Origin of the sequence: Pseudomonas sp. B14-6, from assembly GCF_013260315.1 — a bacterium.
Lineage (GTDB): Bacteria > Pseudomonadota > Gammaproteobacteria > Pseudomonadales > Pseudomonadaceae > Aquipseudomonas > Aquipseudomonas mandelii.
On sequence record NZ_CP053929.1, the window covers coordinates 4,727,400 to 4,749,531 of the forward strand.

Below are 22,132 nucleotides of genomic sequence, written 5' to 3' on the forward strand. Positions count from 1 at the left end.
GCTGCATTTCGATAAAGGTTTGAAGTGTCGATCGCTGCTCTCCGTATCGATTGAAAGTACGTTCCCAATCTGATGTGGGATTTATTACCGATAGCTACTGAAGGAAAGCCCACGTTTTCGTGCTGAGAAATCAGGCAATTTTGAAACAGCACATTTCTATCCAAGGACATCTATCCACTTGACGCCCACCCACCCTGTCATAGACTCCGCTCATCCGTCAGGGAGATACGGTTATGCGGCGTTTTTGTGTTTGGGTTATTGGATTGACCGTTGTGACCTGCGCAGTACACGCGCAAACGCCCGCGCCAGACGATCCGTTGTTGGAAAACAGCACCGCTGGCAGCAATGCGACAACCAGCAGCGAGGCCCGGGGCGTGTTGCGTGCTCGGGATCAGGCGGTGCTCGCCAGTGAGTTGTCCGGGCGCATTGTCGAGCTGCCGTTCAGTGAGGGCGAGTCGTTCAAGAAGGGCGATACGCTGGCGCGTTTCGATTGTTCCGCTTATCAGGCCCAGCTCAATGCGGCGCAGGCTGCCAACCGTGGTGCGGGTGAAGAGTTGTCCCACAACAAACAGCTGGCGGCGTTGAATTCGGTCGGGCGTTTTGAAGTGGCGCGGGCCCAAGCCAAAGTCAGCGAGACGCAGGCGCAGTCTCAGGTTTATCAGGTTCAGGTGAAACGCTGCAGCGTGCTGGCGCCGTTCGATGGCCAGGTCGTCGAGCGCAAGGTCAAACGCTATGAAAGCGTGGCGGCCGGTGCACCGTTGCTGGATGTGGTAGACAATCGAACGCTGGAGATCCATCTGCTGGTGCCGTCACGCTGGATGGCCCGGCTCAAGCCCGGTCAGACCTTCAGCTTTGTCCCCGATGAAACCGGTCAAGCGCTGGATGCCACAGTCAAACGCCTCGGCGCTCGAATTGATGAAGGCAGCCAGACCTTGTTGCTGGTTGCAACACTGCCCAATGCCAACGGTTTGCTGGCCGGCATGAGTGGCACGGCGCGTTTCGCGGAGCTTAAATGAACGCGCCCGCTGCGAGCGGTGCCGAACAGGTCTTCGCCAGGTTTCTTGATCTCGAACGCCTGACCCGCGCTGCGCGCACGCCTGCGCAACTGGCCTACAGCCTGGTCAATGACGGGCAGGCGCTGTTTGGTTTTCGTCATGCGGCGCTGTTGATTGCCGGCAAGGTGCAGGCGGTGACGGGTGTCAGTGCCGTCGACCCGAATGCGCCATTCGTGGCGTTCGTCGAGCAGGCCGTGGCGCAGTTGTTCAAGGCCGGTGTGCTGAAGCAGGCAAGGGTGATACCGGCGAATGTCCTCAGCGAATCGATTCAGGCCGATTGGCAAAGTCTTTCGGCGGCTCAGGTGTTTTGGCTGCCGCTGATCGATCACCAGGGCGAGGTATTCGGTGGGCTGTGGCTGGCGCGGGACCTGCCGTGGAACCCTTCCGAGCAAGTGCTGCTGTCGCAACTGGGCGACACTTACAGCCATGCCTGGTTGGCGCTGCAACCGCGCAAACCGTGGCGGCTGCGCTGGACCCGAAAACGTCGGGTGGCACTGGTCGCCGTGCTGTTGCTCGGGTTGCTGATCCCGGTGCGCCAATCGGTGCTGGCGCCGGCAGAAGTGGTTCCATTGGGCGGCCGCGTGGTGGCTGCGCCCTTGGACGGCGTGATTGCCGAATTCCTGGTCAAACCCAATCAGACGGTCAAAGCCGGCGACCTGTTGCTGCGCTTCGAAAGCACCACGCTCAAGGCCCAGGCCGATGTGGCCGAACGCGCCTTGGGGGTGGCCGAAGCTGAACTGAAGGCCAATTCCCAACGCTCGTTCGCCGATGCCGAGTCCAGCTCGAAGATCGATCTGCTGGCAGCGCGAGTCGAGCAAAAACGCGCCGAACGGGATTACGCCCGCGAATTGCTCAAACGCAGTGAAGTCCGCGCCGAGCGCGGCGGTATCGCGGTGTTCGCCGATGCGGAGCGCTGGACCGGCAAGCCGGTGCAGACCGGCGAGCGGCTGATGGAAATCGCTGACCCGACCCAGGCCGAGTTGCGCATCGAACTGGCGGTGGGCGACGCGATATCCCTTGAGCCCGGCGCGCAAGTCGCGCTGTTTCTCGACAGCGATCCGTTGCAGCGGCACTTGGCGAAACTCGAACGCTCGGCCTATGAGGCGCAACCCACCGCTGCCGGACAACTGGCTTATCGCCTGGATGCGAATTTCGAGGGCGCACCGCCGCGCATCGGCCTGCGCGGCACCGCTAAAATTTTCGGCGACCGTGCTCCGTTGGCGTTGTACCTGCTGCGTCGACCTCTGGCCGGGTTGCGCCAGAGTGTGGGGCTTTAGATGAGCCTGCCGAGCCTGCGGGCCGACTTGCAACTGTCCGTGGCGACTCCGGCCCTCGATGGCTCGCCGCGCTGGACCCTCGCCGACCCAGTGCGCGGGCGCTATTTCAAACTCGGTGCCGCCGCGATGCGGTTGCTGCGTCATTGGTCGCTGGGGGATCCCGAGCAGGTGTTACGCGCCGCCAACCGCGAGCCCGGGTTGCCACTCGATGGCGCGGAGCTTGAGCAGTTGCTGGGCTTTTTGCGTGGCCACGACCTGATCAGCGCACTCGATCCGCAACAGCGCGCCAGTTACAGCCTGAAGGCGGCCGCCCAGCGTCAGACGCTGTGGCAGATCCTGCTGCACCAATACCTGTTTTTTCGCATTCCCCTGTGGCGCCCCGACGCTTTTCTCAATCGTGCCTGGCCATGGATCGAGCGCTTCGGCCCGCGGGCGCTGCGCTACGGGTTGCCCGTGACGTTGGGACTCGGGGTGTTTCTGGTGTCGCGGGACTGGCAGCGGTTTATCGCCACCTTCCCGCATCTGTTCAGTCTCGGTGGCGCTCTGGCGTTCGGTGTGGCGCTGTTTTTTGCCAAGCTCTGTCACGAGTTCGGCCACGCCTTCATGGCCAAGCGCGCGGGTTGTCGGGTGCAGAGCATGGGCGTGGCGTTCATGGTGTTGCTACCGATGTTTTACACCGACGTCAGTGATGCCTGGCGGGTCAATGATCGTCGTGCGCGACTGTTGATCGGCGCCGGTGGTGTGCTGGCGGAATTGCTGCTGGCGAGCATTGCACTGCTGGTCTGGTCATTGCTGCCGGACGGTCCCGGGCGCACCGCTGCATTCATGCTCGCCAGTGCCACCTGGATCACCACGCTGGTGATCAACCTCAACCCGTTCATGCGCTTTGATGGTTACTTTTTGCTCAGCGACTTCTGGGAAGTGGACAACCTTCAAGGGCGAGCCTTTGCCTTGTGTCGTTGGCGGTTGCGCGAGTTTTTGTTCGGCTATGGGGCTGCGGCGCCGGAGCCCTGGTCGCCGAAGATGCAGCGTCGATTGCTGATCTGGGGCTATGGCGCGTGGCTGTGGCGTGCGGCGTTGTTTCTCGGGATCGCGCTGGCGGTCTATCACCTGTTCTTCAAGGTGTTGGGGATTTTCCTGATGCTGGTGGAGCTGGTTTGGTTCATCTTCCTGCCGATCTTGAGTGAGTGGCGGCAGTGGTGGAGCCGACGGGAGCAGGCCTATGTCCCCCGCGTGTTGCTCAGCGGTCTGGCCTTGCTCGGACTGGTGCTGGTGCTGGTTTTGCCGTGGCGCAGTGCGGTGGAGCTGCCGACGATGCTGGAAGCGGGACGCGCCAGTGCGTTGCACGCGCCCGTCGCGGCGCGGGTCAAAACGGTGAACGTGCAGGACGGTCAGGTGGTTGCCCAGGGTGAGGTGCTGATCGAACTGGAATCGCCGGACCTGGACTCGCGCCAGGCCATCGTCCGGCGTGAAATCCAGATCCAGCAGTTGCAGATGCGCCGTCAGGCCAGTCGCAGCGAAACCGCCGCCGACGCCGGGATTGTCGAGCAACGCCTGGCGGAGGCGGTGGCTGACTATCGCGGGCTGGCCGCCCAGCGTGAACGTCTGCTGCTGCGCGCGCCCCACGCCGGCACCGTGCGCGATCTGTTGCCGCAACTGGTGGCAGGTCGCTGGTTGTCGACCAAAGATCCTCTGGCGCGGGTCGTTGAAGACGGTGCACGGTTGCGTGGCTATCTGGCCGAAGCCGAACTGTGGCGCGTGGCGCCGGGGGCCACCGGGCGGTTCATTGCCGATGATCCGATGCACCCGGCGATCGCCGTGCGATTGACCGAAATCGACACCAATGGCGCGGCCTATGTCGATCAGGAAGCGCTGACGTCCGATCACCACGGGCCGATTGCCGTGCGCCGGGATGCACATCAACGGGCTGAGCCGGTGCAGGGACAATACGGAGCGCGGTTGAGCACCCTCGAAGCCGCGCCGACGCCGATGCAACCCTTGCGCGGCGTGGTGGTGTTGCAGGGCAGCGGCGAGTCGTTGTTGGGCGTGGCCTGGCGCCGCATGGCGGCGCTGGGTGTCAGGGAAAGCGGTTTCTAAGGAGAGCAGGTGATGGCGAATACCGAATCAGTGGCGGCCGATGGCTTGGTGGTTCGGCCCTCGCGGACCAGCGATGGGCCTTTTTTGCACAGTCTTTACCAGGCGGCGCGGCCGGATCTGCAATGGATCGACGGCGATCGAGAAGTGATTGAGCAGGTGGTCGCCCAGCAATTTCAGGTGCAGGAACAGGGATTGGGGGAGCGATTCCCCAACGCGATGCATTACGTGATTGAAAAGCTCGACACAGCCATCGGCGCGCTGACCACCGATTTTGGCCCCAATGAAATTCGCGTGTTGTACCTGGCGTTCATTCCGCAGGCCCGCGGCCAGGGTTTTGGCCGCAAGGTGCTGCAAGGTGTGCAGAAAGCCGCGCAACAGATCCGTTGCCCGGTGGCCACGGTGGTCTGGGCCAACAATCCCCATGCGCGCCAGCATTACGTGGCGCTGGGGTTTCAGGTTGAAGAGTGCAGCCCGGCGGCGGAGCGGTTGGTGTGGTATCCACAAGGCTGAATCCACCCCCGCCCCCTGTAGGAGCGAGCCTGCTCGCGATGGCGGAGTATCAGTCACCATAGATGTGAATGAACCACCGCCATCGCGAGCAGGCTCACTCCTACAATGGGATTTCGGTGTGTTCAGTTGAAGGCGATATAGAAATACCCCATGTCCGGATCACGGCCCATGGCCGGCACACGAGAGACAAAAATGCCCTGCACCTGACCCAGCATCGGTAACTCCAGCGTGCATAACCCATCCACAAACGCTGTGGGTTCCAGGCTGTTGAACTCGACACTGAACGGCACGCGCTCGCTGTTTGGCATCCGCGAATGGGGCGTTTCTTCAAGCGTGTCGATATGGATCGACAACTCACTGCCATCCGGCAGCCGCAGCGAGCCTGTCTTGCCCAGCAGGGTCTGAAAGTGTTGGCTTTGAACCTGTTGCAACATGGCGTCACTCCCGAAAAACGGCCGGGGGATGGGTATCCCCCGGCCAGACCTCAATTGCGAGAAGGGAACAACCCGTTCAAGGCGATGCTGAAGTTGAGCACCAGGAATGGGTTCATCGTTTCCATCGGCAAACCGTTACCGGCCGACGAGATTTCCCCCGTCACGGCAGTGGCCACGCCCTTCAGCGGTACCGCCGCAGCGCCTTGCGCATCAGAGAAGATGCTCGCCGAGCCCGGGCCGCCGCCGGAAGCGCCAATGTACGAGTTGGTCGCGGTTGGAGCGGTGGCCGGGTTGCTCGCCGGGCTGGCCAGTTGCAGGGTGGTGGTGGCCGTCAGCCCGGACAAGGCATGGGTGTGATTCGGCAGGTTGGTGATGGTCGCGGTGACGTTCTCGGTCCCGGAGAACTCGCCAATGACCCGTGGTGTCAGGTTCAGCCCGTTGCCCATGCACACCGGCATTCGGCCTTGCAGGTTGGGTAGCATGAAGTTGGTGGAGCCATTGCCGCCGAAGTTGACGCCGAGCAGGGCAAATAGCGCGTTGTATTGCTGGACCGCCAGCGTCTGGCCGTTGCACAGGGCCCAGCCGTTGGGAGCAAAGTTAAAGGCGAAAGGCTGAATAGTGCCCATGAATACTTCCATAGTTCCTTATCCCTCAGGTTAGTGTCTGAAGCGTCACGTAAGGCCCGGTTATCCGGGCGGATCGCGCTGATCAGCCGACTCCATTCATCTCCGTGGCTGGGTCACGCCAAGCCAGAGCGTAGTAGATCCGGATGATTGCCGAATGTCGTTGGTCGTAAAGCCAGCATCGACGACGGCGCTGACGCTGACCTACAGTGATGACACGCTTCACGCTTTTTCACTGGCAGTCCCGAGGGGAGCAATGGAGGCGTACAGAGAATTGCCACTTGAGGGCACCCAAGGCCCGCAAGCGACACCCGGTGCCTGGGCGAGCGTCAAGCGCTTGCTTCGGTGGGTGCGCGAACATTGGCTGTTGCCGATCCTCGCGTTGGCCGCGCTGGTGCGTTTCTACGACCTGACGGCGGCGGCTATCTGGGGCGACGAAGGCTCCAGCCTGCTGATGAGCCAGTTTTCGCTCGGCGGGATCTGGCTGCACGCCGCGTACGATGTCCACCCGCCGCTGTATTTCATGCTGCTGCACGGCTGGGTCGAGCTGTTCGGCGACGGTATATTTTCGATCCGCAGTTTCAGCGCGCTGCCCGGGATCGCCACGGTGTGGCTCGGCGTCTGGCTGATGGACTTGCTCGCCACCCGGCGTGCCGCGCTGCTGGCCGGTTTGCTGCTGGCGCTGCTGCCTACGGCGGTGCGATACAGCCAGGAAGTGCGGATGTACTCACTGCTGGGCCTGTGGCTGATCGGTGCGACGATTGCCTTGGTCTACTGGATCCGATACCCCCGGCGCACGCGTTATCTGGTGGCGTATGTGCTGCTCATGACTGCGGCGTTCTACACCCATTACTTCACCGCCCTGTGCGTGCTTTGCCATTGGCTGTATCTGGGGGTGATCCGCCTGCAACCAGGTTACCGCTTGCGGCATATTCAACGCCCCGGCTGGTGGCTGGCGAACGTGGCGATTGTGTTGTTGTACTTGCCTTGGGTGCCGAGCCTGATCGATCTGGTCCAGCACATGGATCAGCTCAAGGCCAATGGCGATGTGGGATGGGAGGCACCGGTCACGTTCGGCTCGTTGCCGTCGATGATCTGGTCGTTTCTGATCCAGGACGATGGCGAGAACCTGCCGACCCTGATTTTCAGCACGTTACCTTTGGCGTTGCTGGCCTTGATGTGGGTGGCGCTGGCGCGGGATCGCAGCGTGATTCGGGGCAGTGCGCTGGTGGTGATCTACACCGTTGTGCCGTTGCTGGTAGTGTTTGGGGTGTCGTTTGTCTCGCCGGTGTTCATCGAGCGTTACCTCACCGCCTACGCCCTCGGCCTGCCAATGATTGCCGCACTGGCCATTGATCGCCTGTACTCAGGGGCCCGGGTGTTGGCCATGACAGTGCTGGTGTTGTTTGCCGGTGTCGAACTGGTGGGCCTGAATAACAACGCCACGGTCGATAGCAACGACCAGTTCAACGTCATGGTCAATTACGTCAACCAGCACTTCGTTGCCGGTGACCGAATCGTCACCAGCGACATGCTTTGGTACCTCAGCTACGTCTATTACAACCGCACCGACGCCAAGCCGTTGCTGTACACGCCACCGTTATCAGGCGGCGAGCCGGCCGAGTGCTTATGGTTTCGGCACGTTGGTGACCCCGGACATTTACCTCGATAGCCTTGGCACCTTGCCCAAAGGCACGGGGCGCGTGTGGTTGATCGGCACTGTCGGTGTGCCGGACGAGTTCGCCCCGTTGCCCGCCGGCTGGCAGAGCGTTGGCCAAACGCAGGCAGGAGGCGCCAATGCGCGCTTGTTCGTGTTGCGTTAAGTCAGTAACAAAAATCTTGTTTTTCAGACGATTTAGCTTCGATTTGATATCAAAACACTACTACTGCTTCGGCAATTCATAGTCTACGCTCCGTCATACATAAAGGACTTATGATCAGGTGAAGGGATGCAGCAGTACCACTTTATCTCCGGCTTGCCGCGTTCAGGCTCGACCCTGCTTTCTGCCATCCTGTTGCAGAACCCGCGTTTCCACGCCGGCATGACCAGCCCCGTTGGCGCGCTGTTTTCAGGTGTTCTGGAACAGTGCAGCGCCGGCAGTGAGTTTGGCGCGGTGATCGATACCGATCTGCGCCGACGCTTATTGCGCGGTCTGTTCGACTCCTTCTACGCCGACAAGGCCGACAAACCGGTGGTGTTCGACACCAACCGGCTATGGAGTTCGCGCTTGCCGGCCATCAGCGACCTGTTCCCGCAAGCCAAGGTCATTGCCTGTGTGCGCAATGTCGCCTGGGTCATGGACAGCATCGAGCGTTTGTACCGCGCCAACCCCTTTGAAAACACCAAACTGTTCGGCGACGCGATCGAGCGCAACACCGTCTACAGCCGTTGCGAAACCCTGGCCCAGCGTAATCGCCTGGTGGGATTTGCCTGGGCTGCGCTCAAGGAAGCCTATTACGGCGAACACGCCGAGTCGCTGCTGATCGTCGACTACGACCTGCTGACTCAGGCGCCGGATCGGGTGATGCGGCTGGTCTACGACTTCATCGGCGAACCCTGGTTCGAGCATGACTTTGACCACCTCGCTTACGACGCGCCAGCGTTCGACCAGGCCCTGGGGGTTTCGGGCCTGCACAAGGTCAAGCCGAGGGTCGAACTGCAATCGCGGCGAACGATTTTGCCGCCGGACTTGTTCAAGCAGTACGCAGAATTGTCCTTCTGGCTCGATGGCTCAGCCAGCGCCGCCAATGTCATTCGCATGAAAGCCGATGCCGCGATCAGTTGATCGCGGCATTTTCATTTTCGCGTCACGAAAGTTCGAGTCCGGGTGAGCAGCATGTGGTGGAGCAAAGGCAAGTCGCGGGTTACCGAAGGTGCACGGGCGCTGGCCTCGCCCATGATCATGTCCCTGGAGCCGCGAATGTTGTTCGACGGCGCGGTCGCGGCCACCGTGGCGGATGCCGCACAGCCTGAAAGCCATCCCACGGCCGACGCGGCGAAAGCGCCGGCGAATGATCAGCCGGTCGCCAGCAAAGACACCCACGGCCAGGCCGATGCCACGCCGGCTTCAACACCTGTTGCCGTACCGGGGCAGAGCGTGGTGTTCGTCGATTCCCGGGTCAAGGACGCCGACAGCCTGCTCAAAGGCGTGGCGCCTGGCACTCAAGTGGTTCAGCTGGACGCGAGCCGGGACGGTCTGCAACAGATTGCCGATTATCTGGATACCCATCAGGGCATCAGTTCCGTGCAAATCATTGCTCACGGCAACGCGGGCGACCTGTGGCTGGGCGACAGCTATCTGTCGGCCGACAACGTCGCGGCCCGAAGTGCGGTGCTGGCGGAAATCGGCAAGGACATGAATGCCGGCGGCGACATCATGATCTACGGCTGCTACACCGCCGAAGGTGAGCGAGGCTTGAGTTTTGTCGATTCCCTCGCGCAGCTGACCGGCCGTGATGTAGCCGCTTCCAGCAACCGCACCGGAATCGGCGGCGACTGGGACCTGGAAATTGTCACCGGCAACATCGAAAGCGCCAACGTGCTGTCGACCACGGCCATGAGTGAATATCAGTGGGGCCTGGCGACCTGGACTGCTACCAACAACGGCAACACCGGTATCGGCTCGTTGCGTGCCGCCATCGCCTCGGCGCAGAACGGCGATATCGTCACCTTCAACGCCAGCATGACGGTGCAGCTGACGTCCGAACTGCTGATCAACCAGAACATCACCGTCGATGGCGACTTGAACAACGACGGCGTGGCTGACGTAATTCTCGACGGTCAGTACCGGACCCGGGTGATTGAAATTGCCGCGGGCAGAACCGTGACCCTTGATGGCCTGGTGATTACCCGTGGCCTGGTGGCGGGAACGGGCGGTAACGGTGGCTACGGTGCCTCAGGGGCCATGGCCGGGGGGATTTTCAACGCCGGCATCCTGACCCTGAACAACGTCAGCGTGACCTCCAATGCCGCTTCCGGCGGCGGTGGCGGCGGCGGTGTCACGGGTGCTTATTACGGCGGTGGCGGTGGTGGTGGCGGCGGTTTGGGCGGTCAGAACGGCGGGCACGGTGGCTCGGCCGGGCCGGGCACCGGCACGTTGGGCGGCCAGGCTGGCAGCGCCAATGCCGGCGGCTACGGTGGCGGTTATGACGCGACCCACATGGGCGGTCGCGGTGGCACCAATACTGGCGGCGCGGGCGGGCTGGGCGTGTCCTATTACAGTAACGGCGGTAACGGCTCGACGGCCACCAATGGCACGATTTCCATTGGCGGCGGGGGCGGTGGCGCCGGTTGGGACAAAGTTGGTGGCGCTGGCGGCAACGCGGCGGGCGGGATCTACAACGCCAGCAGCGGCACCATTACCATCATCGGCACTTCGACCATCAGCAACAACATCGGCGCCGGTGGTGGCGGTGGCGGTGGCGGTGGCCAAGGCAGCAATGCCAGCAATGGCGGCATCGGCGGTCGGGGCGTCGGCGCGATCTGGAACAAAGGCACGCTGCTGATCACGGCCTCCAACTTCGCGGCCCTGGCTGGTAATGCCGCGGCCAGTGGAGCAGGCGGTACCGCGCAGGGTGGAGGTACAACCGGCACTTCGCCGACCTCCGTCGCGACTATCTTCAACGACGGAGGTGTACTCAACACCGCGTATGCGCCGCCGCCGACCGCAACCATTGTGGTCGCTGACACCACTCTGAGCATCGGCGAAACGTCCTTGGTGACGATCACCTTTTCCGAGGCCGTGACCGGTTTCACCAATGCCGACCTGACCATTGCAAATGGCACCCTGAGCGCCGTCAGCAGCGCCGATGGCGGCATCACCTGGACGGCCACCTTCACGCCGACCGCGAGCATTTCCGATACGACCAACCTCATCACCCTGGACAACACCGGGGTGAGCAACGGCCTGGGCACGGCCGGCGTCGGTACCACGAACTCCAATAACTACGTGGTCGACACCTTGCGCCCCACCGTCGGCATCGTGTTCACCGACACCGCGCTGAAGGTCGGCGAAACGTCGCTGGTGACCTTCACCTTCAGCGAGGCCGTCAGCGGTTTCACCAACGCGGACCTGACGATTGCCAACGGCACCTTGTCGGCCGTGAGCAGCAGCGATGGCGGCATCACCTGGACGGGCACCTTCACGCCAACCGCCAGCATCACTGACGCGACCAACCTGATCACCCTCGATAACACCGGGGTCAGCGACCTGGTCGGCAACGCCGGCAGCGGCACCACCGATTCGAACAATTACGCCATCGATACCGTGCGCCCGACCGCGACCATCGTGGTGGCCGACACGGCACTGAAAATCGGCGAAACGTCGCTGGTGACCATCACCTTCAGCGAAGCCGTCAGCGGTTTCACCAACGCCGACCTGACGATTGCCAACGGCACGTTGAGCGCGGTGAGCAGCAGCGATGGCGGCATCACCTGGACGGCGACCTTCACACCGACTGCCAGCGTAAATGACACAACCAACCTGATCACCCTGAACAACACAGGGGTCAGCGACCTGGCGGGCAACGCCGGCAGCGGCACCACCGATTCCAACAACTACGCCATCGATACATTGCGTCCAACGGCAACCATCGTGGTGGCGGACACCGCACTGAGAATCGGTGAGACCTCGCTGGTGACCATCACTTTCTCCGAGGCGGTGAGCGGTTTCACCAACGCCGACCTGACTATCGCCAACGGCACATTGACGGCCGTGAGCAGCAGCGACGGCGGAATTACCTGGACGGCGACCTTCACGCCGACCGCCAGCATCAACGACACAACCAACCTGATCACCCTGAACAACACCGGGGTCAGCGACCTGGCGGGCAACGCCGGCAGCGGCACTACCGATTCGAACAACTACGCCATCGACACCGTGCGGCCAACGGCCACCATCGTGGTGGCGGACACCGCATTGAGAATCGGCGAAACCTCGCTGGTCACCATCACTTTCTCCGAGGCGGTCAGCGGCTTCACCAACGCCGACCTGACGATTGCCAACGGCACGTTGACGGCCGTGAGCAGCAGCGATGGCGGCATCACCTGGACCGCGACCTTTACCCCGAGCGCCAGCATCAACGACACGACCAACCTGGTCACCCTGAACAACACCGGCATCGCGGATCTGGCGGGCAACGCCGGCAGCGGCACTACCGATTCCAACAACTACGCCATCGATACGCTCCGCCCTACCGCGACCATCGTCCTGGCAGACCCGACCCTGAGTGCCGGCGAAACTTCGCTGGTGACGATTACGTTCTCCGAGGCCGTCAGTGGTTTCACTAACGCTGACCTGACGATTGCCAATGGCACGTTGACGGCCGTGAGCAGCAGCGACGGTGGCATCACCTGGACCGCGACCTTCACGCCTACCGTTGGCGTGAATGACCTGAGCAACGTCATCACCTTGGCCAACACTGGTGTGGCCGATCTCTCCGGTAACACAGGCAGCGGCACCACCAATTCCGGCAATTACACGATCGACACCGTGCTGCCGACCGCCACCATCGTGGTCGCCGACAATGCGCTGAGAATCGGCGAAACCTCGCTGGTGACCATCACCTTCTCCGAAGCGGTGACCGGTTTCAGCAACGCCGACCTGACTATCGCCAACGGCACGCTCAGCGCGGTGAGCAGCGCCGATGGCGGGGTTACCTGGACGGCCACGTTCACGCCGACCGGCAGCATTACCGACGCGACCAACCTGATCGTGCTCAACAACAGCGGTGTGCAAAACGGTTCGGGCAATGCCGGCAGCGGCACCACCAACTCCAACAACTACGCCATCGACACCGTGCGCCCGACGGCCACCATCGTGGTGGCGGACACTGCACTGAGCATCGGCGAAACCTCGCTGGTCACGATTACCTTCTCGGAAGCGGTCAGCGGTTTCACCAACGCCGACCTGACCCTTGCCAACGGCACGTTGAGCGCGGTGAGCAGCAGTGACGGCGGCATCACCTGGACGGCGACCTTCACCCCGAGTGCCAGCGTCAATGACACGACTAACCTGATCACCCTGGACAACACCGGCATCGCGGATCTGGCGGGCAACGCCGGCAGCGGCACTACCGATTCCAACAATTACGCTATCGACACGTTGCGCCCTACCGCGACCATCGTCCTGGCAGACCCGACCCTGAGTGCCGGCGAAACCTCGCTGGTGACGATTACGTTCTCCGAGGCCGTCAGTGGTTTCACTAACGCTGACCTGACGATTGCCAATGGCACGTTGACGGCCGTGAGCAGCAGCGATGGCGGCATCACCTGGACTGCGACCTTCACGCCTACCGTTGGCGTGAATGACCTGAGCAACGTCATCACCTTGGCCAATACCGGCGTGGCTGACCTTGCTGGCAATACCGGCAGCGGCACCACCAATTCCGGCAATTACACGATCGATACCGTGCTGCCGACGGCGACTATCGTGGTCGCCGACAACGCCCTGAACATCGGTGAAACCTCCCTGGTGACCATCACCTTCAGCGAAGCCGTGAGCGGTTTCAGCAACGCCGACCTGACGATTGCCAACGGCACGTTGAGCGCGGTGAGCAGCAGCGACGGCGGCATCACCTGGACGGCGACTTTCACGCCGACCACCAGCATCACCGATGCCACCAACCTGATTACCCTGGACAACAGCGGTGTGCAAAATGCCTCGGGCAACGTGGGCAGCGGCACCACCGATTCGAACAACTACGCCATCGACACCGTGCGCCCGACGGCCACCATCGTGGTGGCGGACACCACGCTGGCGCTGGGCCAAACCTCGTTGGTCACCATCACGTTCAGCGAGGCGGTCAGCGGTTTCTCCAATGCCGACCTGACCATCGCCAACGGCACATTGAGTGCGGTGAGCAGCAGCGACGGCGGCATCACCTGGACGGCAACCTTCACGCCGACCGTCAGCGTCAACGATGCGACTAACCTCATCACGCTGGACAACACCGGCATCGTCGACCTGGCCGGTAACGCGGGCAGCGGCACCACCGACTCCAACAACTACGTGATCGACAGCCTGCGCCCGACCGCCACCATCGTCTTGAGTGATACGAGTCTGAAACCGGGCGAAACCGCGCTGGTGACCATCACTTTCTCCGAGGCCGTCAACGGATTCGACAACAGTGATCTGAGCATTGCCAACGGCACGTTGAGCGCCGTCAGCAGCAGCGATGGCGGGATCACCTGGACCGCGACTTTCACCCCGACCCTCGGCGTGACCGATGCGACCAACCTCATCACCCTGAACAACACCGGCATCGCAGACCAGGCCGGTAACGCCGGTACGGGCACCACCAACTCCGCCAACTACGTGGTGGAAACCCAAGTGCCGACCGCGACCATCGTGATCGCCGACAACGCCCTCAAGGCCGGCGAAACTTCAGGCGTGACCATCACCTTCAGCGAAGCGGTGAGTGGTTTCAGCAACGCTGACCTGACCATCGCCAACGGCACGCTGAGCAATGTCTCGTCCAGCGACGGCGGCGTCACCTGGACGGCGACCTTCACGCCAACGGTCGACGTGACGGATAGCAGCAACCTGATCAGCCTCGACAACAGCGGTGTGATCAATGCATCAGGCAACAGCGGCGTGGGCGTGACCGATTCCAATAATTACGCCGTCGACACGGCGCGGCCGACCGCCACCATCGTGGTAGCGGACAATCGCCTCGGTATTGGCGAGACCACCACGGTGACCATCACCTTCAGCGAAGCGGTGTCCGGTTTCGACTTGTCGGACCTCAGCGTGGCCAACGGTGTGCTGTCCAACCTGGCCAGCAGCGACGGCGGCGTGACCTGGACCGCGACCCTGACGCCGACGGCGAACATCAACGACACCACCAACCTGATCCTGCTCGACACCGGCAACGTGGCTGACGCGGCAGGCAATGCCGGTGCCGCGATTGCCATTTCCAACAACTACGCCCTCGATGCCACGCGCCCGACCGCCACCATCGTGGTCGCCAATTCGCATTTGGGCATTGGCCAGACCACGCTCGTGACCTTCACCTTCAGCGAGGTGGTCAGCGACTTCGACTTGTCGGATTTGAGCGTGACCAACGGCGAGTTGAGCAACCTGGCCAGCAGTGACGGCGGCAAGACCTGGACCGCGACCTTCACGCCCACAGCAAATATGTCCGACCCGAGCAACTTCATCGCCCTCGACACCAGCAATGTCGCCGACCTGGCAGGCAACATCGGCAGCAGCTTCGCCGTGTCCAACAATTACGCCATCGACGGTGAACGGCCGACCGTCACCGTCGTGGTCGCCAACCCCAACATTGGCGTCGGACAGACGTCGCTGGTGACGATCACGTTCAACGAAGCAGTGAGCGGTTTCGACCTGTCCGACATCAATGTGGCCAACGGCACGTTGTCCGACCTGTCCAGCAGCGACGGCGGCACAACCTGGATCGCGATGCTGACGCCCACCAGCAATGTCAGCAACGGCAGCAACGTGATCAGCCTGAACATCGCGGGCGTCAGTGACGGTTCGGGCAATGCCGGCAGCGGCGCCAGCCAGTCGAATAACTTCGCGATCAACACCGTATCGACCCCAAGTGTGTTGGTGCCGGTCGATCCGGTGATCCCCGTCTCGCAACCCGTAACCGTTGCCGAGCAACCGAACGCGCCGCTGCAACCGATCATTTTCGCCGCGCCAACAGGCGCGCTGGGCTCGCCGCTGACCTTTACCCCGCTGTTCGAAGACCGGGTGATCGGCAACGGCATCCGGCCGCTGGGGGACATTTTCATCAACCGCGGCGCGCTGACCCGCAGCTTCATCGCCCAGGTATTCAGCAGCAGCGACAGTGGCGGCGATGGGTCAGGTCACGGTTTCCTTGGCTTTGGGGGTGGCTATGGCGGGGTATTCAGCACCAGTACGCTGTCGAGTCTGTTCAATCAGGACACCAGCAGTGAACGCGACTCACTGAACTCGTTCGGCAGTCATTCGATCAAGGACTCGGATGTTTCCCAAGGACTGCGTGGCGTGTTTGGCGCGCTGACGCTGAACCAGCAATTGCAACAACTCAAAGACACCGAGCAACGGCAGGTCGACAGCCTGGCCGCAGCGTTGAAACAGGTCGGCATCAGCGAAATGCAGGCCTGAAAAAACCATAAAATCAGTGCAGCACTCAGGGGCAGTCAAGGATGAATAGAAGTCACTCGTTGTTGTGCGTCAGCCTGCTGGCGCTTGCGATAAGCGGATGTGCCGTCAAAAGTGAACCGATCGAACGCAGCGTCAGCGAACAGCGCGCCAAGAGCGATCTGCAGAACATGTACACCGGCCAGGAGCCGCTCAGTGGTCCGCTGACTTTGCACCAGGCCATGGCCCGAGCGGTGAAGTACAACCTTGAAGGCCGGCTCAAGATTATGGAAGAGGCGTTGGCCAAGCGCCAACTCGACCTCGCCAGTTTCGACATGCTGCCGCGCATGGCCCTGGATGCAGGCTACGTCGGGCGTAGCAACGTTGGCGCCTCCAGCAGCCAGAGCGTACTGACCGGCACCCAGTCTTTGGAACCGTCGACCTCCCAGGACCGCGACCGCCGAGTGGCCGACCTGACCATGGTGTGGAACGTCCTCGACTTCGGCGTCAGTTACATCAGTGCCAAACAGCAGGGCGACCAGCGCCTGATCGTTCAGGAACGTCGGCGCAAGGTCATCAACACCATCGTCCAGGACGTGCGCTCGGCCTATTGGCGAGCGGTGGCTGCCGAACGTTTGCTCACGCAGATCGACAGCCTGATGGCGCGGGTCGATACGGCACGCGGCAACAGTCAAAGCATGAGCACCCAACGCATCGGCGATCCGATCCAGGCGCTGGGTTACCAGCGTTCGCTGATCGAGGCGACCCGCCAGTTGCAAGAGCAACGCCGGGCGCTGTCCCTGGCCAAAACCGAACTTGCGACCCTGATCAACCTGCCGATGGGCACTGATCTGAAATTGGCGACTCCGGACGACTACTCGATTCCGCAGTTGAAGGTCGGCATGGCCAGCCTGGAGCATGAAGCCCTGGCCAGCCGTCCGGAGCTGCGCGAACAGGATTACCAGACCCGCATCAGCACTGCCGAAACCCGTAAAGCCATGCTGCGGCTGTTGCCGGGGCTGGAGTTTTCGGCAGGTGGGCATTACGACAGCAACTCGTTTCTGGTCAATGACAAGTGGGCCGACTACGGTGTGAAGCTGACCTGGAACCTGTTTAACGTGATTTCCGCACCGGCCGCGATCAACGTGGCCAAGGCCGGCGAAGAGGTCGCCAAGGCACGGCGCCAGGCCATGTCCATCGCGGTGCTGGCCCAGCTCTATGTGGCGAACGCCAACTACCAGGAAGCGCTGAATCAGTTCCAGACCAACCAGGAACTCTCGAGCATCGACGGGGAGATTCTGGGGCAATTGCGCAACCGTCATCAGGCGGCGGGACTTGGTGAACTGGACCTGATCCAGGGTGAACTGAACACGTTGCAGGCGGATTTGCGCCGGGACCTGTCCTATGCCGATCTGCGTAACGCCTACGGCCAGATCTTCGCCAGCGCCGGCCTCGATCCGATGCCGGACGAGGTGCAATCCACCGAAGTCCAATCCATCGCCACCGCCTTGGCCAACCGCGAAGCGGCGTGGGCGTCGGGCAATATCAGTGTGCCGGTGACCCATGCTCCGGTCCAATAACCTGCTGGCGCCGACCGCGAGCATCAATCGCGAACAACGGGAGACCCGCAATGGTCATCACGGCGCCGCGATCCTGCTGACCGGTTTGCCGGCGGCGGGTAAATCGACGCTGGCCCAGGCCCTGCACGCTGAGTTGTTCGAGCGCGGCGTGCAGAGCGTGGTGCTCGATGGCGACGGCTTGCGGGTCGGGCTCAATCGTGACCTGGGCTTTTCTGACAGTGATCGTCTGGAGAACATCCGCCGCGCCAGCGAACTCGCGGCGCTGTTGGTGGAGAACGGGCAGATCGTCATCCTCGCGATGATCGCGCCGCTGGTGGAGTTGCGTGAGGTGTTCGCTCGCCGTCTGGGCGAGGATTACCGCGAAGTCTGGTGCTGCGCTTCGTTGGCGGTGTGCGAGCAGCGTGATCCCAAAGGTCATTATGCGCGGGCGCGTCGTGGTGACCTGGCGGGGTTTACCGGGATTTCCGCGCCCTATGAACCGCCGCCGTCCGCCTCCCTGGTGCTCGACACCGGCGTGCAGTCGGTCGAAGCCTGCCTCGACCGCTTGCTGACCTGGCTCGGCGAGTGTGCGGTGCTGCCGAAACGATGAGCAGACCGGTATTTTCCCGCTTGCCGGTGGCGGTGGATTTACCGCTGTTGTTGCAGGCGCTGGCGGCGATTGGCGAGGACGCGTGGCATGCGCATTTCAACAGCGATTACTACGCCGGGGACTGGAGTGGTGTGGCGCTGGTGTCGGCGGCGGATGCCCTGACGGAACTGTCCCCGGGGCGTGGCGAACCGCTGTTGCGTGCGCCGTGGTTGCGGGATCCGCGATGGGAGCAGGGCTTGCGGGATCTGCCGCTGGAAATCGTCAGCGCACGCCTGTTGCGACTTGGGCCGGGCGGGCAGATTCATGAACATCGTGACTACGATCTTGGCGGACCAGCCGCCGATCTGCGCCTGCACATTCCGCTACTCAGCCCGCCGAAAGTGGACTTCATGCTGGACGGTCAGCGCATGCCGATGACGGCGGGCGAGTGCTGGTTTCTCGACCTGTCGCGACCGCACCGTGTGGACAATCGGGATACTCAGGCGCGGGTTCATTTGGTGCTCGATTGCCGGCCGGGTGACTGGCTGGAGCAGGCGATTGTCGACGGTGTATCGACCACGCCGCAGCCGGGTTCGGGTGACGGCGCCTTGCTGCAATTTCAGCGTCTGGTGGCCAGTGATTTGCAGCTTTCGAAGACCTTGCAGGGCTTGCCGGACACCGAGGTGTTTATCACCCGCACCTTGGAGCTGGCGGCGGAGCGAGGCCTGGAATTTTCTCGGGAAGAACTGCGTGCCGCGATGCGCAGCGGTCGCCGCCGATGGAATGAACAATGGAGCGCCTGAATCTCGAAGGCTGGTTGCCGATGCGGATCTGGCAGCCGGCTGGCGAGTGGCAGGTCGATTGGTGCTGGTTCGGGGACACGCCGTTGCATCAGCCGTTTTTTCGCGATGCCGTGGAAGCTGCGCTGAGGTTACCGTTCAATCAGGCGTTTCGTCGGCAGACGCCTCTGGCTGTTCTTGGCGATTGGCAGGCGCAGAGTCCCGGGTTGGCGCCGAGTGCATTCATTTTTCACGCTTCGCGATGCGGCTCGACTCTGATCAGTCAGATGCTCGCGCAACTCACCAACCACATCGTCATCAGCGAACCGCCGCCGCTGGATGCGTTGTTGCGCAGTGGTTTGCCAGCCGTCGAACGGTGCGCCGCGATCAAAGGGTTGGTGTCCGCCTATGGTCAGCGTCGGCTTGGTACGGAGCAGCGGCTGGTGATCAAACTCGATGCCTGGAACATCACCGAATTGCCCCGGCTGCGCGAGTGCTTTCCCGACACGCCCTGGTTGTTTGTGTACCGCGATCCGCTGGAAATCGCTGTTTCCCATATACGCCGCCCGGGCATGCACATGGTGCCGGGAATGATCGGGGCCAGTGGGCTGGATGACGAATGGCCGTTCGACAGTCGTGAGGATTTTATTGCGCGGCGGTTGGGGCGGTTGCTGGCATCGGGGTTGGCGCAATGCCAGGCGTTTGGTGGGTTGGCGGTGAATTACAGCGAGTTGCCGGGCGCAATGGCGGGGCGGTTGGCTGGGTTTTTCGGGTTGGATGACGTGCAGAGGGAGCAAGTGTTTGCGGCGGTGGGGCGGCATGCCAAACAGCCTTCATCGGTGTTTGTCGGGGACTGTGATGACAAGCGGCGTGAGGCGTCGACGTTGTTGCGTGAGCGGGTGGAGCGTTGGGCGCGGGGGCCTTATGAGGCGCTGGTTGCCAAGTCATGCATTGACAGCACTGACGCCATCGCGAGCAGGCTCACTCCTACAGTTGATCTTCAGTGAACACAAATTATGTGTACGACGCAGATCCAATGTAGGAGCGAGCCTGCTCGCGATGGCGGCGGTCAATTAACCGCCAATCGACCTGGCTAAACCTTGGCTTGAGCCTGCTGAATCTGCATCGCCTCCCAATGATCCATCGCCCGCTCTACGAGCAACTGCACGCCATCGGCCATGCGGCTGAGCGCCAAGGCAACCGAACGCCGCGTCCCGTCCACATCGTCCGCCAGATCGGCCGCAATGGCGCTGATGGACAGCAGGTCTTCGGAGGCATTGGCCAGCAGGGCTTCGGTATCGATGTCGGGGGAAACGGTGAAGAGATGGCCTTTGCGGCGTTTGGCTGGTTTTCCGTCAGTCGGGGGAAGTAGTGGGCGAAGGCGCGGTCTGCGGCTTCCTTGAGTTTTTCGGCTTCGAGGGAATCGTCGGAATCGGTGCCAGGGTTACCTGGCGGATTCGGCGTAATTTTGTGCATATATAAAAATCCTAAACAGTAAGTAGGAGCCGTCACCGTTCGCTTGCACGCGAATGGGGTGGCGGCCGAGCGCAGGTGTGCAAGACCGGGACTGTTTAGGACACCCAGCAGATCCGAGGATCTCCTGCGCGCAGCCGCCATAAAGCAATGAGCCATGGCAATTGCGACCTAAACAGTTTCGTCGGACTTGCACGTCCGTGTCACCGTTTATTCAGTGACAAACCCAGACTAGACCTGGGTTCAGGCCGGAACAAGTTCACCAACACCACTACAACTTGAAGGAAATCTCCGACGGAGTTACCAGACGTTGGTGTTTTCGCGGAAGGTCAGGATTTGGACGACAAATCCGCCATCCCCTTGAGCAATTCGATCGGCAGCGGGAAGACAATCGTCGCTGTCTTGTCCCCGGCAATCGAGCTCAGCGTCTGCATGTAGCGCAATTGCATGGCCCCCGGCTGACGCCCCAACATCTCGGCGGCTTGCATGAGTTTTTCCGAGGCCTGCAATTCGCCTTCGGCGTGAATCACCTTGGCCCGGCGTTCCCGCTCGGCTTCGGCCTGTTTGGCGATGGCGCGGACCATCGATTCGTTGAGGTCTACGTGCTTGATCTCGACGTTCGCCACCTTGATGCCCCAGGCATCGGTCTGGGCGTCGAGCACTTGCTGGATGTCGATGTTCAGCCGTTCCCGTTCGGCCAGCAGTTCATCGAGCTCATGTTTACCCAGCACTGCCCGCAACGTGGTTTGGGCCAGTTGGCTGGTGGCCATGAGGAAGTCTTCGACCTGGATGATGGCTTTCTGCGGATCGAGCACGCGGAAATACAGCACGGCGTTGACCTTGACCGAGACATTGTCGCGGGTGATCACGTCTTGTGTCGGCACGTCGAGCACCACGGTGCGCAGGTCGACGCGAACCATTTGCTGGACCACCGGAATCAGCAGGATCAGGCCAGGGCCCTTGACCTGCCAGAAGCGCCCGAGCTGGAACACCACCCCGCGCTCGTATTCGCGCAGGATGCGGAAGGTCGACCCCGCCAGCGCGATCAGCAGTAACAGCAGCGCGGCAAAACCCAGTTGCAGGCCCATGGCTATTCTCCCTTCGACGCCGCGTCAGCCGCGGCCACTTTCAGCAGTAATCCCTTGCGTGCCACCACCCGGACCTTTTGCCCCGGTTGCAGCGGCGTGCTGCTGAGCACTTGCCACTGTTCGCCTTGCAGGTGCACCCAGCCGTTACAGGCGTTGTCGGCGTTCAACGAAATCACCGGCGTCACGCTGCCCACAAGTCCGGCATCGCCACTGACGTTGTGCCGCGGTCGGGTTTTCAGGGCGCGGATCAGCAGGAAGATCAACAAAAGCGCACTGATCAGTCCCAGGCCGATCATCAACGGCACCGGCACCTCGGTGTTGGTCAGAATCACCGCGCCGATGACGAACATCACAATGCCACCGAGCCCGATCACGCCGTAATTGGGCAGCGCCGCCTCGGCGATCAAAAAGGCGATGCCGAGCGTGATCAGCCAGATCCCCATGGGGTTGGGGGCCAGCAAGACAATGGTGTCCGACGCGAAGACCGATCCGCTCAAGGCCAACAGCAGCGCAACTGCACAGCAACGAATGTTCACGCGACCCTCCGGGAGAGTCATTGA

Annotated in this window: 14 protein-coding genes and 2 pseudogenes; 11 read left to right on the forward strand and 5 right to left on the reverse strand. The window is 62.0% G+C overall.

Annotated elements, in window-relative coordinates; all coding sequences use genetic code 11:
• Window positions 1–233: 233 nt before the first annotated feature.
• The 4 genes from HP062_RS21635 to HP062_RS21650 are packed head-to-tail and all read left to right on the forward strand — an operon-like array spanning window position 234 to window position 4,939.
• Window positions 234–1,016 (forward strand): efflux RND transporter periplasmic adaptor subunit, encoded by a 783-nt coding sequence (locus tag HP062_RS21635; RefSeq protein ID WP_010464919.1) that lies wholly within the window; start codon window positions 234–236, stop codon window positions 1,014–1,016.
• Window positions 1,013–2,332, forward strand: a complete 1,320-nt coding sequence (locus tag HP062_RS21640) for an efflux RND transporter periplasmic adaptor subunit (protein ID WP_102594837.1) — start codon at window positions 1,013–1,015, stop codon at window positions 2,330–2,332. The genes HP062_RS21635 and HP062_RS21640 overlap by 4 nt, the downstream gene beginning before the upstream one ends.
• On the forward strand, window positions 2,333–4,429 hold the full coding sequence (locus tag HP062_RS21645) for an HlyD family efflux transporter periplasmic adaptor subunit (RefSeq protein WP_169857447.1): 2,097 nt from the start codon (window positions 2,333–2,335) through the stop codon (window positions 4,427–4,429).
• A 12-nt stretch (window positions 4,430–4,441) separates the two neighbouring features.
• The gene (locus HP062_RS21650; RefSeq protein ID WP_172791997.1) at window positions 4,442–4,939 is read left to right on the forward strand and encodes a GNAT family N-acetyltransferase; all 498 of its coding nucleotides are present in this window, start codon (window positions 4,442–4,444) and stop codon (window positions 4,937–4,939) included.
• Window positions 4,940–5,061: 122 nt separating this feature from the next.
• Here the strand turns inward: HP062_RS21650 and HP062_RS21655 are convergent, their stop codons facing one another.
• On the reverse strand, window positions 5,062–5,373 hold the full coding sequence (locus tag HP062_RS21655; RefSeq protein WP_010464915.1) for a hypothetical protein: 312 nt from the start codon (window positions 5,371–5,373) through the stop codon (window positions 5,062–5,064).
• A 50-nt stretch (window positions 5,374–5,423) separates the two neighbouring features.
• Window positions 5,424–6,011 carry a phage tail protein gene (locus HP062_RS21660; RefSeq protein WP_172791998.1) on the reverse strand — a complete coding sequence of 196 codons (588 nt, stop codon included), beginning with the start codon at window positions 6,009–6,011 and terminating at the stop codon, window positions 5,424–5,426.
• 241 nt (window positions 6,012–6,252) lie between these two features.
• Between HP062_RS21660 and HP062_RS21665 the strand changes: the two are divergent.
• From HP062_RS21665 to HP062_RS21695, 7 genes and pseudogenes are all read left to right on the forward strand, one after another.
• A pseudogene (locus HP062_RS21665) lies at window positions 6,253–7,819 on the forward strand (glycosyltransferase family 39 protein).
• Window positions 7,820–7,945: 126 nt separating this feature from the next.
• Window positions 7,946–8,782, forward strand: a complete 837-nt coding sequence (locus HP062_RS21670; protein WP_010464912.1) for a sulfotransferase — start codon at window positions 7,946–7,948, stop codon at window positions 8,780–8,782.
• A 135-nt stretch (window positions 8,783–8,917) separates the two neighbouring features.
• Window positions 8,918–16,108 carry an Ig-like domain-containing protein gene (locus HP062_RS21675; protein ID WP_372242825.1) on the forward strand — a complete coding sequence of 2,397 codons (7,191 nt, stop codon included), beginning with the start codon at window positions 8,918–8,920 and terminating at the stop codon, window positions 16,106–16,108.
• A gap of 41 nt (window positions 16,109–16,149) precedes the next feature.
• Window positions 16,150–17,664, forward strand: coding sequence for a TolC family protein (locus HP062_RS21680; RefSeq protein WP_042932453.1), 1,515 nt, complete (start codon window positions 16,150–16,152; stop codon window positions 17,662–17,664).
• Window positions 17,648–18,253: an adenylyl-sulfate kinase gene (gene cysC, locus HP062_RS21685; protein ID WP_172792000.1), complete on the forward strand. Its 606-nt coding sequence runs from the start codon at window positions 17,648–17,650 to the stop codon at window positions 18,251–18,253. Before HP062_RS21680 ends, cysC begins: the two co-directional genes overlap by 17 nt.
• The gene (locus tag HP062_RS21690) at window positions 18,250–19,035 is read left to right on the forward strand and encodes an aspartyl/asparaginyl beta-hydroxylase domain-containing protein (protein ID WP_172792001.1); all 786 of its coding nucleotides are present in this window, start codon (window positions 18,250–18,252) and stop codon (window positions 19,033–19,035) included. Before cysC ends, HP062_RS21690 begins: the two co-directional genes overlap by 4 nt.
• Window positions 19,023–20,018 carry a sulfotransferase family protein gene (locus HP062_RS21695; protein ID WP_172792002.1) on the forward strand — a complete coding sequence of 332 codons (996 nt, stop codon included), beginning with the start codon at window positions 19,023–19,025 and terminating at the stop codon, window positions 20,016–20,018. Before HP062_RS21690 ends, HP062_RS21695 begins: the two co-directional genes overlap by 13 nt.
• Before the next feature lie 86 nt (window positions 20,019–20,104).
• Here the strand turns inward: HP062_RS21695 and HP062_RS31190 are convergent.
• The 3 genes and pseudogenes from HP062_RS31190 to HP062_RS21710 form a co-directional block, all read right to left on the reverse strand.
• Window positions 20,105–20,487: pseudogene (locus tag HP062_RS31190) on the reverse strand (DUF6124 family protein).
• A 326-nt stretch (window positions 20,488–20,813) separates the two neighbouring features.
• The gene (locus tag HP062_RS21705) at window positions 20,814–21,572 is read right to left on the reverse strand and encodes a slipin family protein (RefSeq protein WP_010464903.1); all 759 of its coding nucleotides are present in this window, start codon (window positions 21,570–21,572) and stop codon (window positions 20,814–20,816) included.
• Between the two features lie 2 nt (window positions 21,573–21,574).
• Window positions 21,575–22,108 (reverse strand): NfeD family protein, encoded by a 534-nt coding sequence (locus tag HP062_RS21710; RefSeq protein ID WP_010464902.1) that lies wholly within the window; start codon window positions 22,106–22,108, stop codon window positions 21,575–21,577.
• Window positions 22,109–22,132: the final 24 nt, after the last annotated feature.

Bases quoted from the DNA above. Each gene is read 5' to 3' on its own strand.
- HP062_RS21635 (WP_010464919.1), top strand. From the start codon at position 234: ATGCGGCGTTTTTGTGTTTGGGTTATTGGATTGACCGTTGTGACCTGC.
- HP062_RS21640 (WP_102594837.1), top strand. From the start codon at position 1,013: ATGAACGCGCCCGCTGCGAGCGGTGCCGAACAGGTCTTCGCCAGGTTT.
- HP062_RS21645 (WP_169857447.1), top strand. From the start codon at position 2,333: ATGAGCCTGCCGAGCCTGCGGGCCGACTTGCAACTGTCCGTGGCGACT.
- HP062_RS21650 (WP_172791997.1), top strand. From the start codon at position 4,442: ATGGCGAATACCGAATCAGTGGCGGCCGATGGCTTGGTGGTTCGGCCC.
- HP062_RS21655 (WP_010464915.1), bottom strand. From the start codon at position 5,373: ATGTTGCAACAGGTTCAAAGCCAACACTTTCAGACCCTGCTGGGCAAG.
- HP062_RS21660 (WP_172791998.1), bottom strand. From the start codon at position 6,011: ATGGAAGTATTCATGGGCACTATTCAGCCTTTCGCCTTTAACTTTGCT.
- HP062_RS21670 (WP_010464912.1), top strand. From the start codon at position 7,946: ATGCAGCAGTACCACTTTATCTCCGGCTTGCCGCGTTCAGGCTCGACC.
- HP062_RS21675 (WP_372242825.1), top strand. From the start codon at position 8,918: ATGTTGTTCGACGGCGCGGTCGCGGCCACCGTGGCGGATGCCGCACAG.
- HP062_RS21680 (WP_042932453.1), top strand. From the start codon at position 16,150: ATGAATAGAAGTCACTCGTTGTTGTGCGTCAGCCTGCTGGCGCTTGCG.
- cysC (WP_172792000.1), top strand. From the start codon at position 17,648: ATGCTCCGGTCCAATAACCTGCTGGCGCCGACCGCGAGCATCAATCGC.
- HP062_RS21690 (WP_172792001.1), top strand. From the start codon at position 18,250: ATGAGCAGACCGGTATTTTCCCGCTTGCCGGTGGCGGTGGATTTACCG.
- HP062_RS21695 (WP_172792002.1), top strand. From the start codon at position 19,023: ATGGAGCGCCTGAATCTCGAAGGCTGGTTGCCGATGCGGATCTGGCAG.
- HP062_RS21705 (WP_010464903.1), bottom strand. From the start codon at position 21,572: ATGGGCCTGCAACTGGGTTTTGCCGCGCTGCTGTTACTGCTGATCGCG.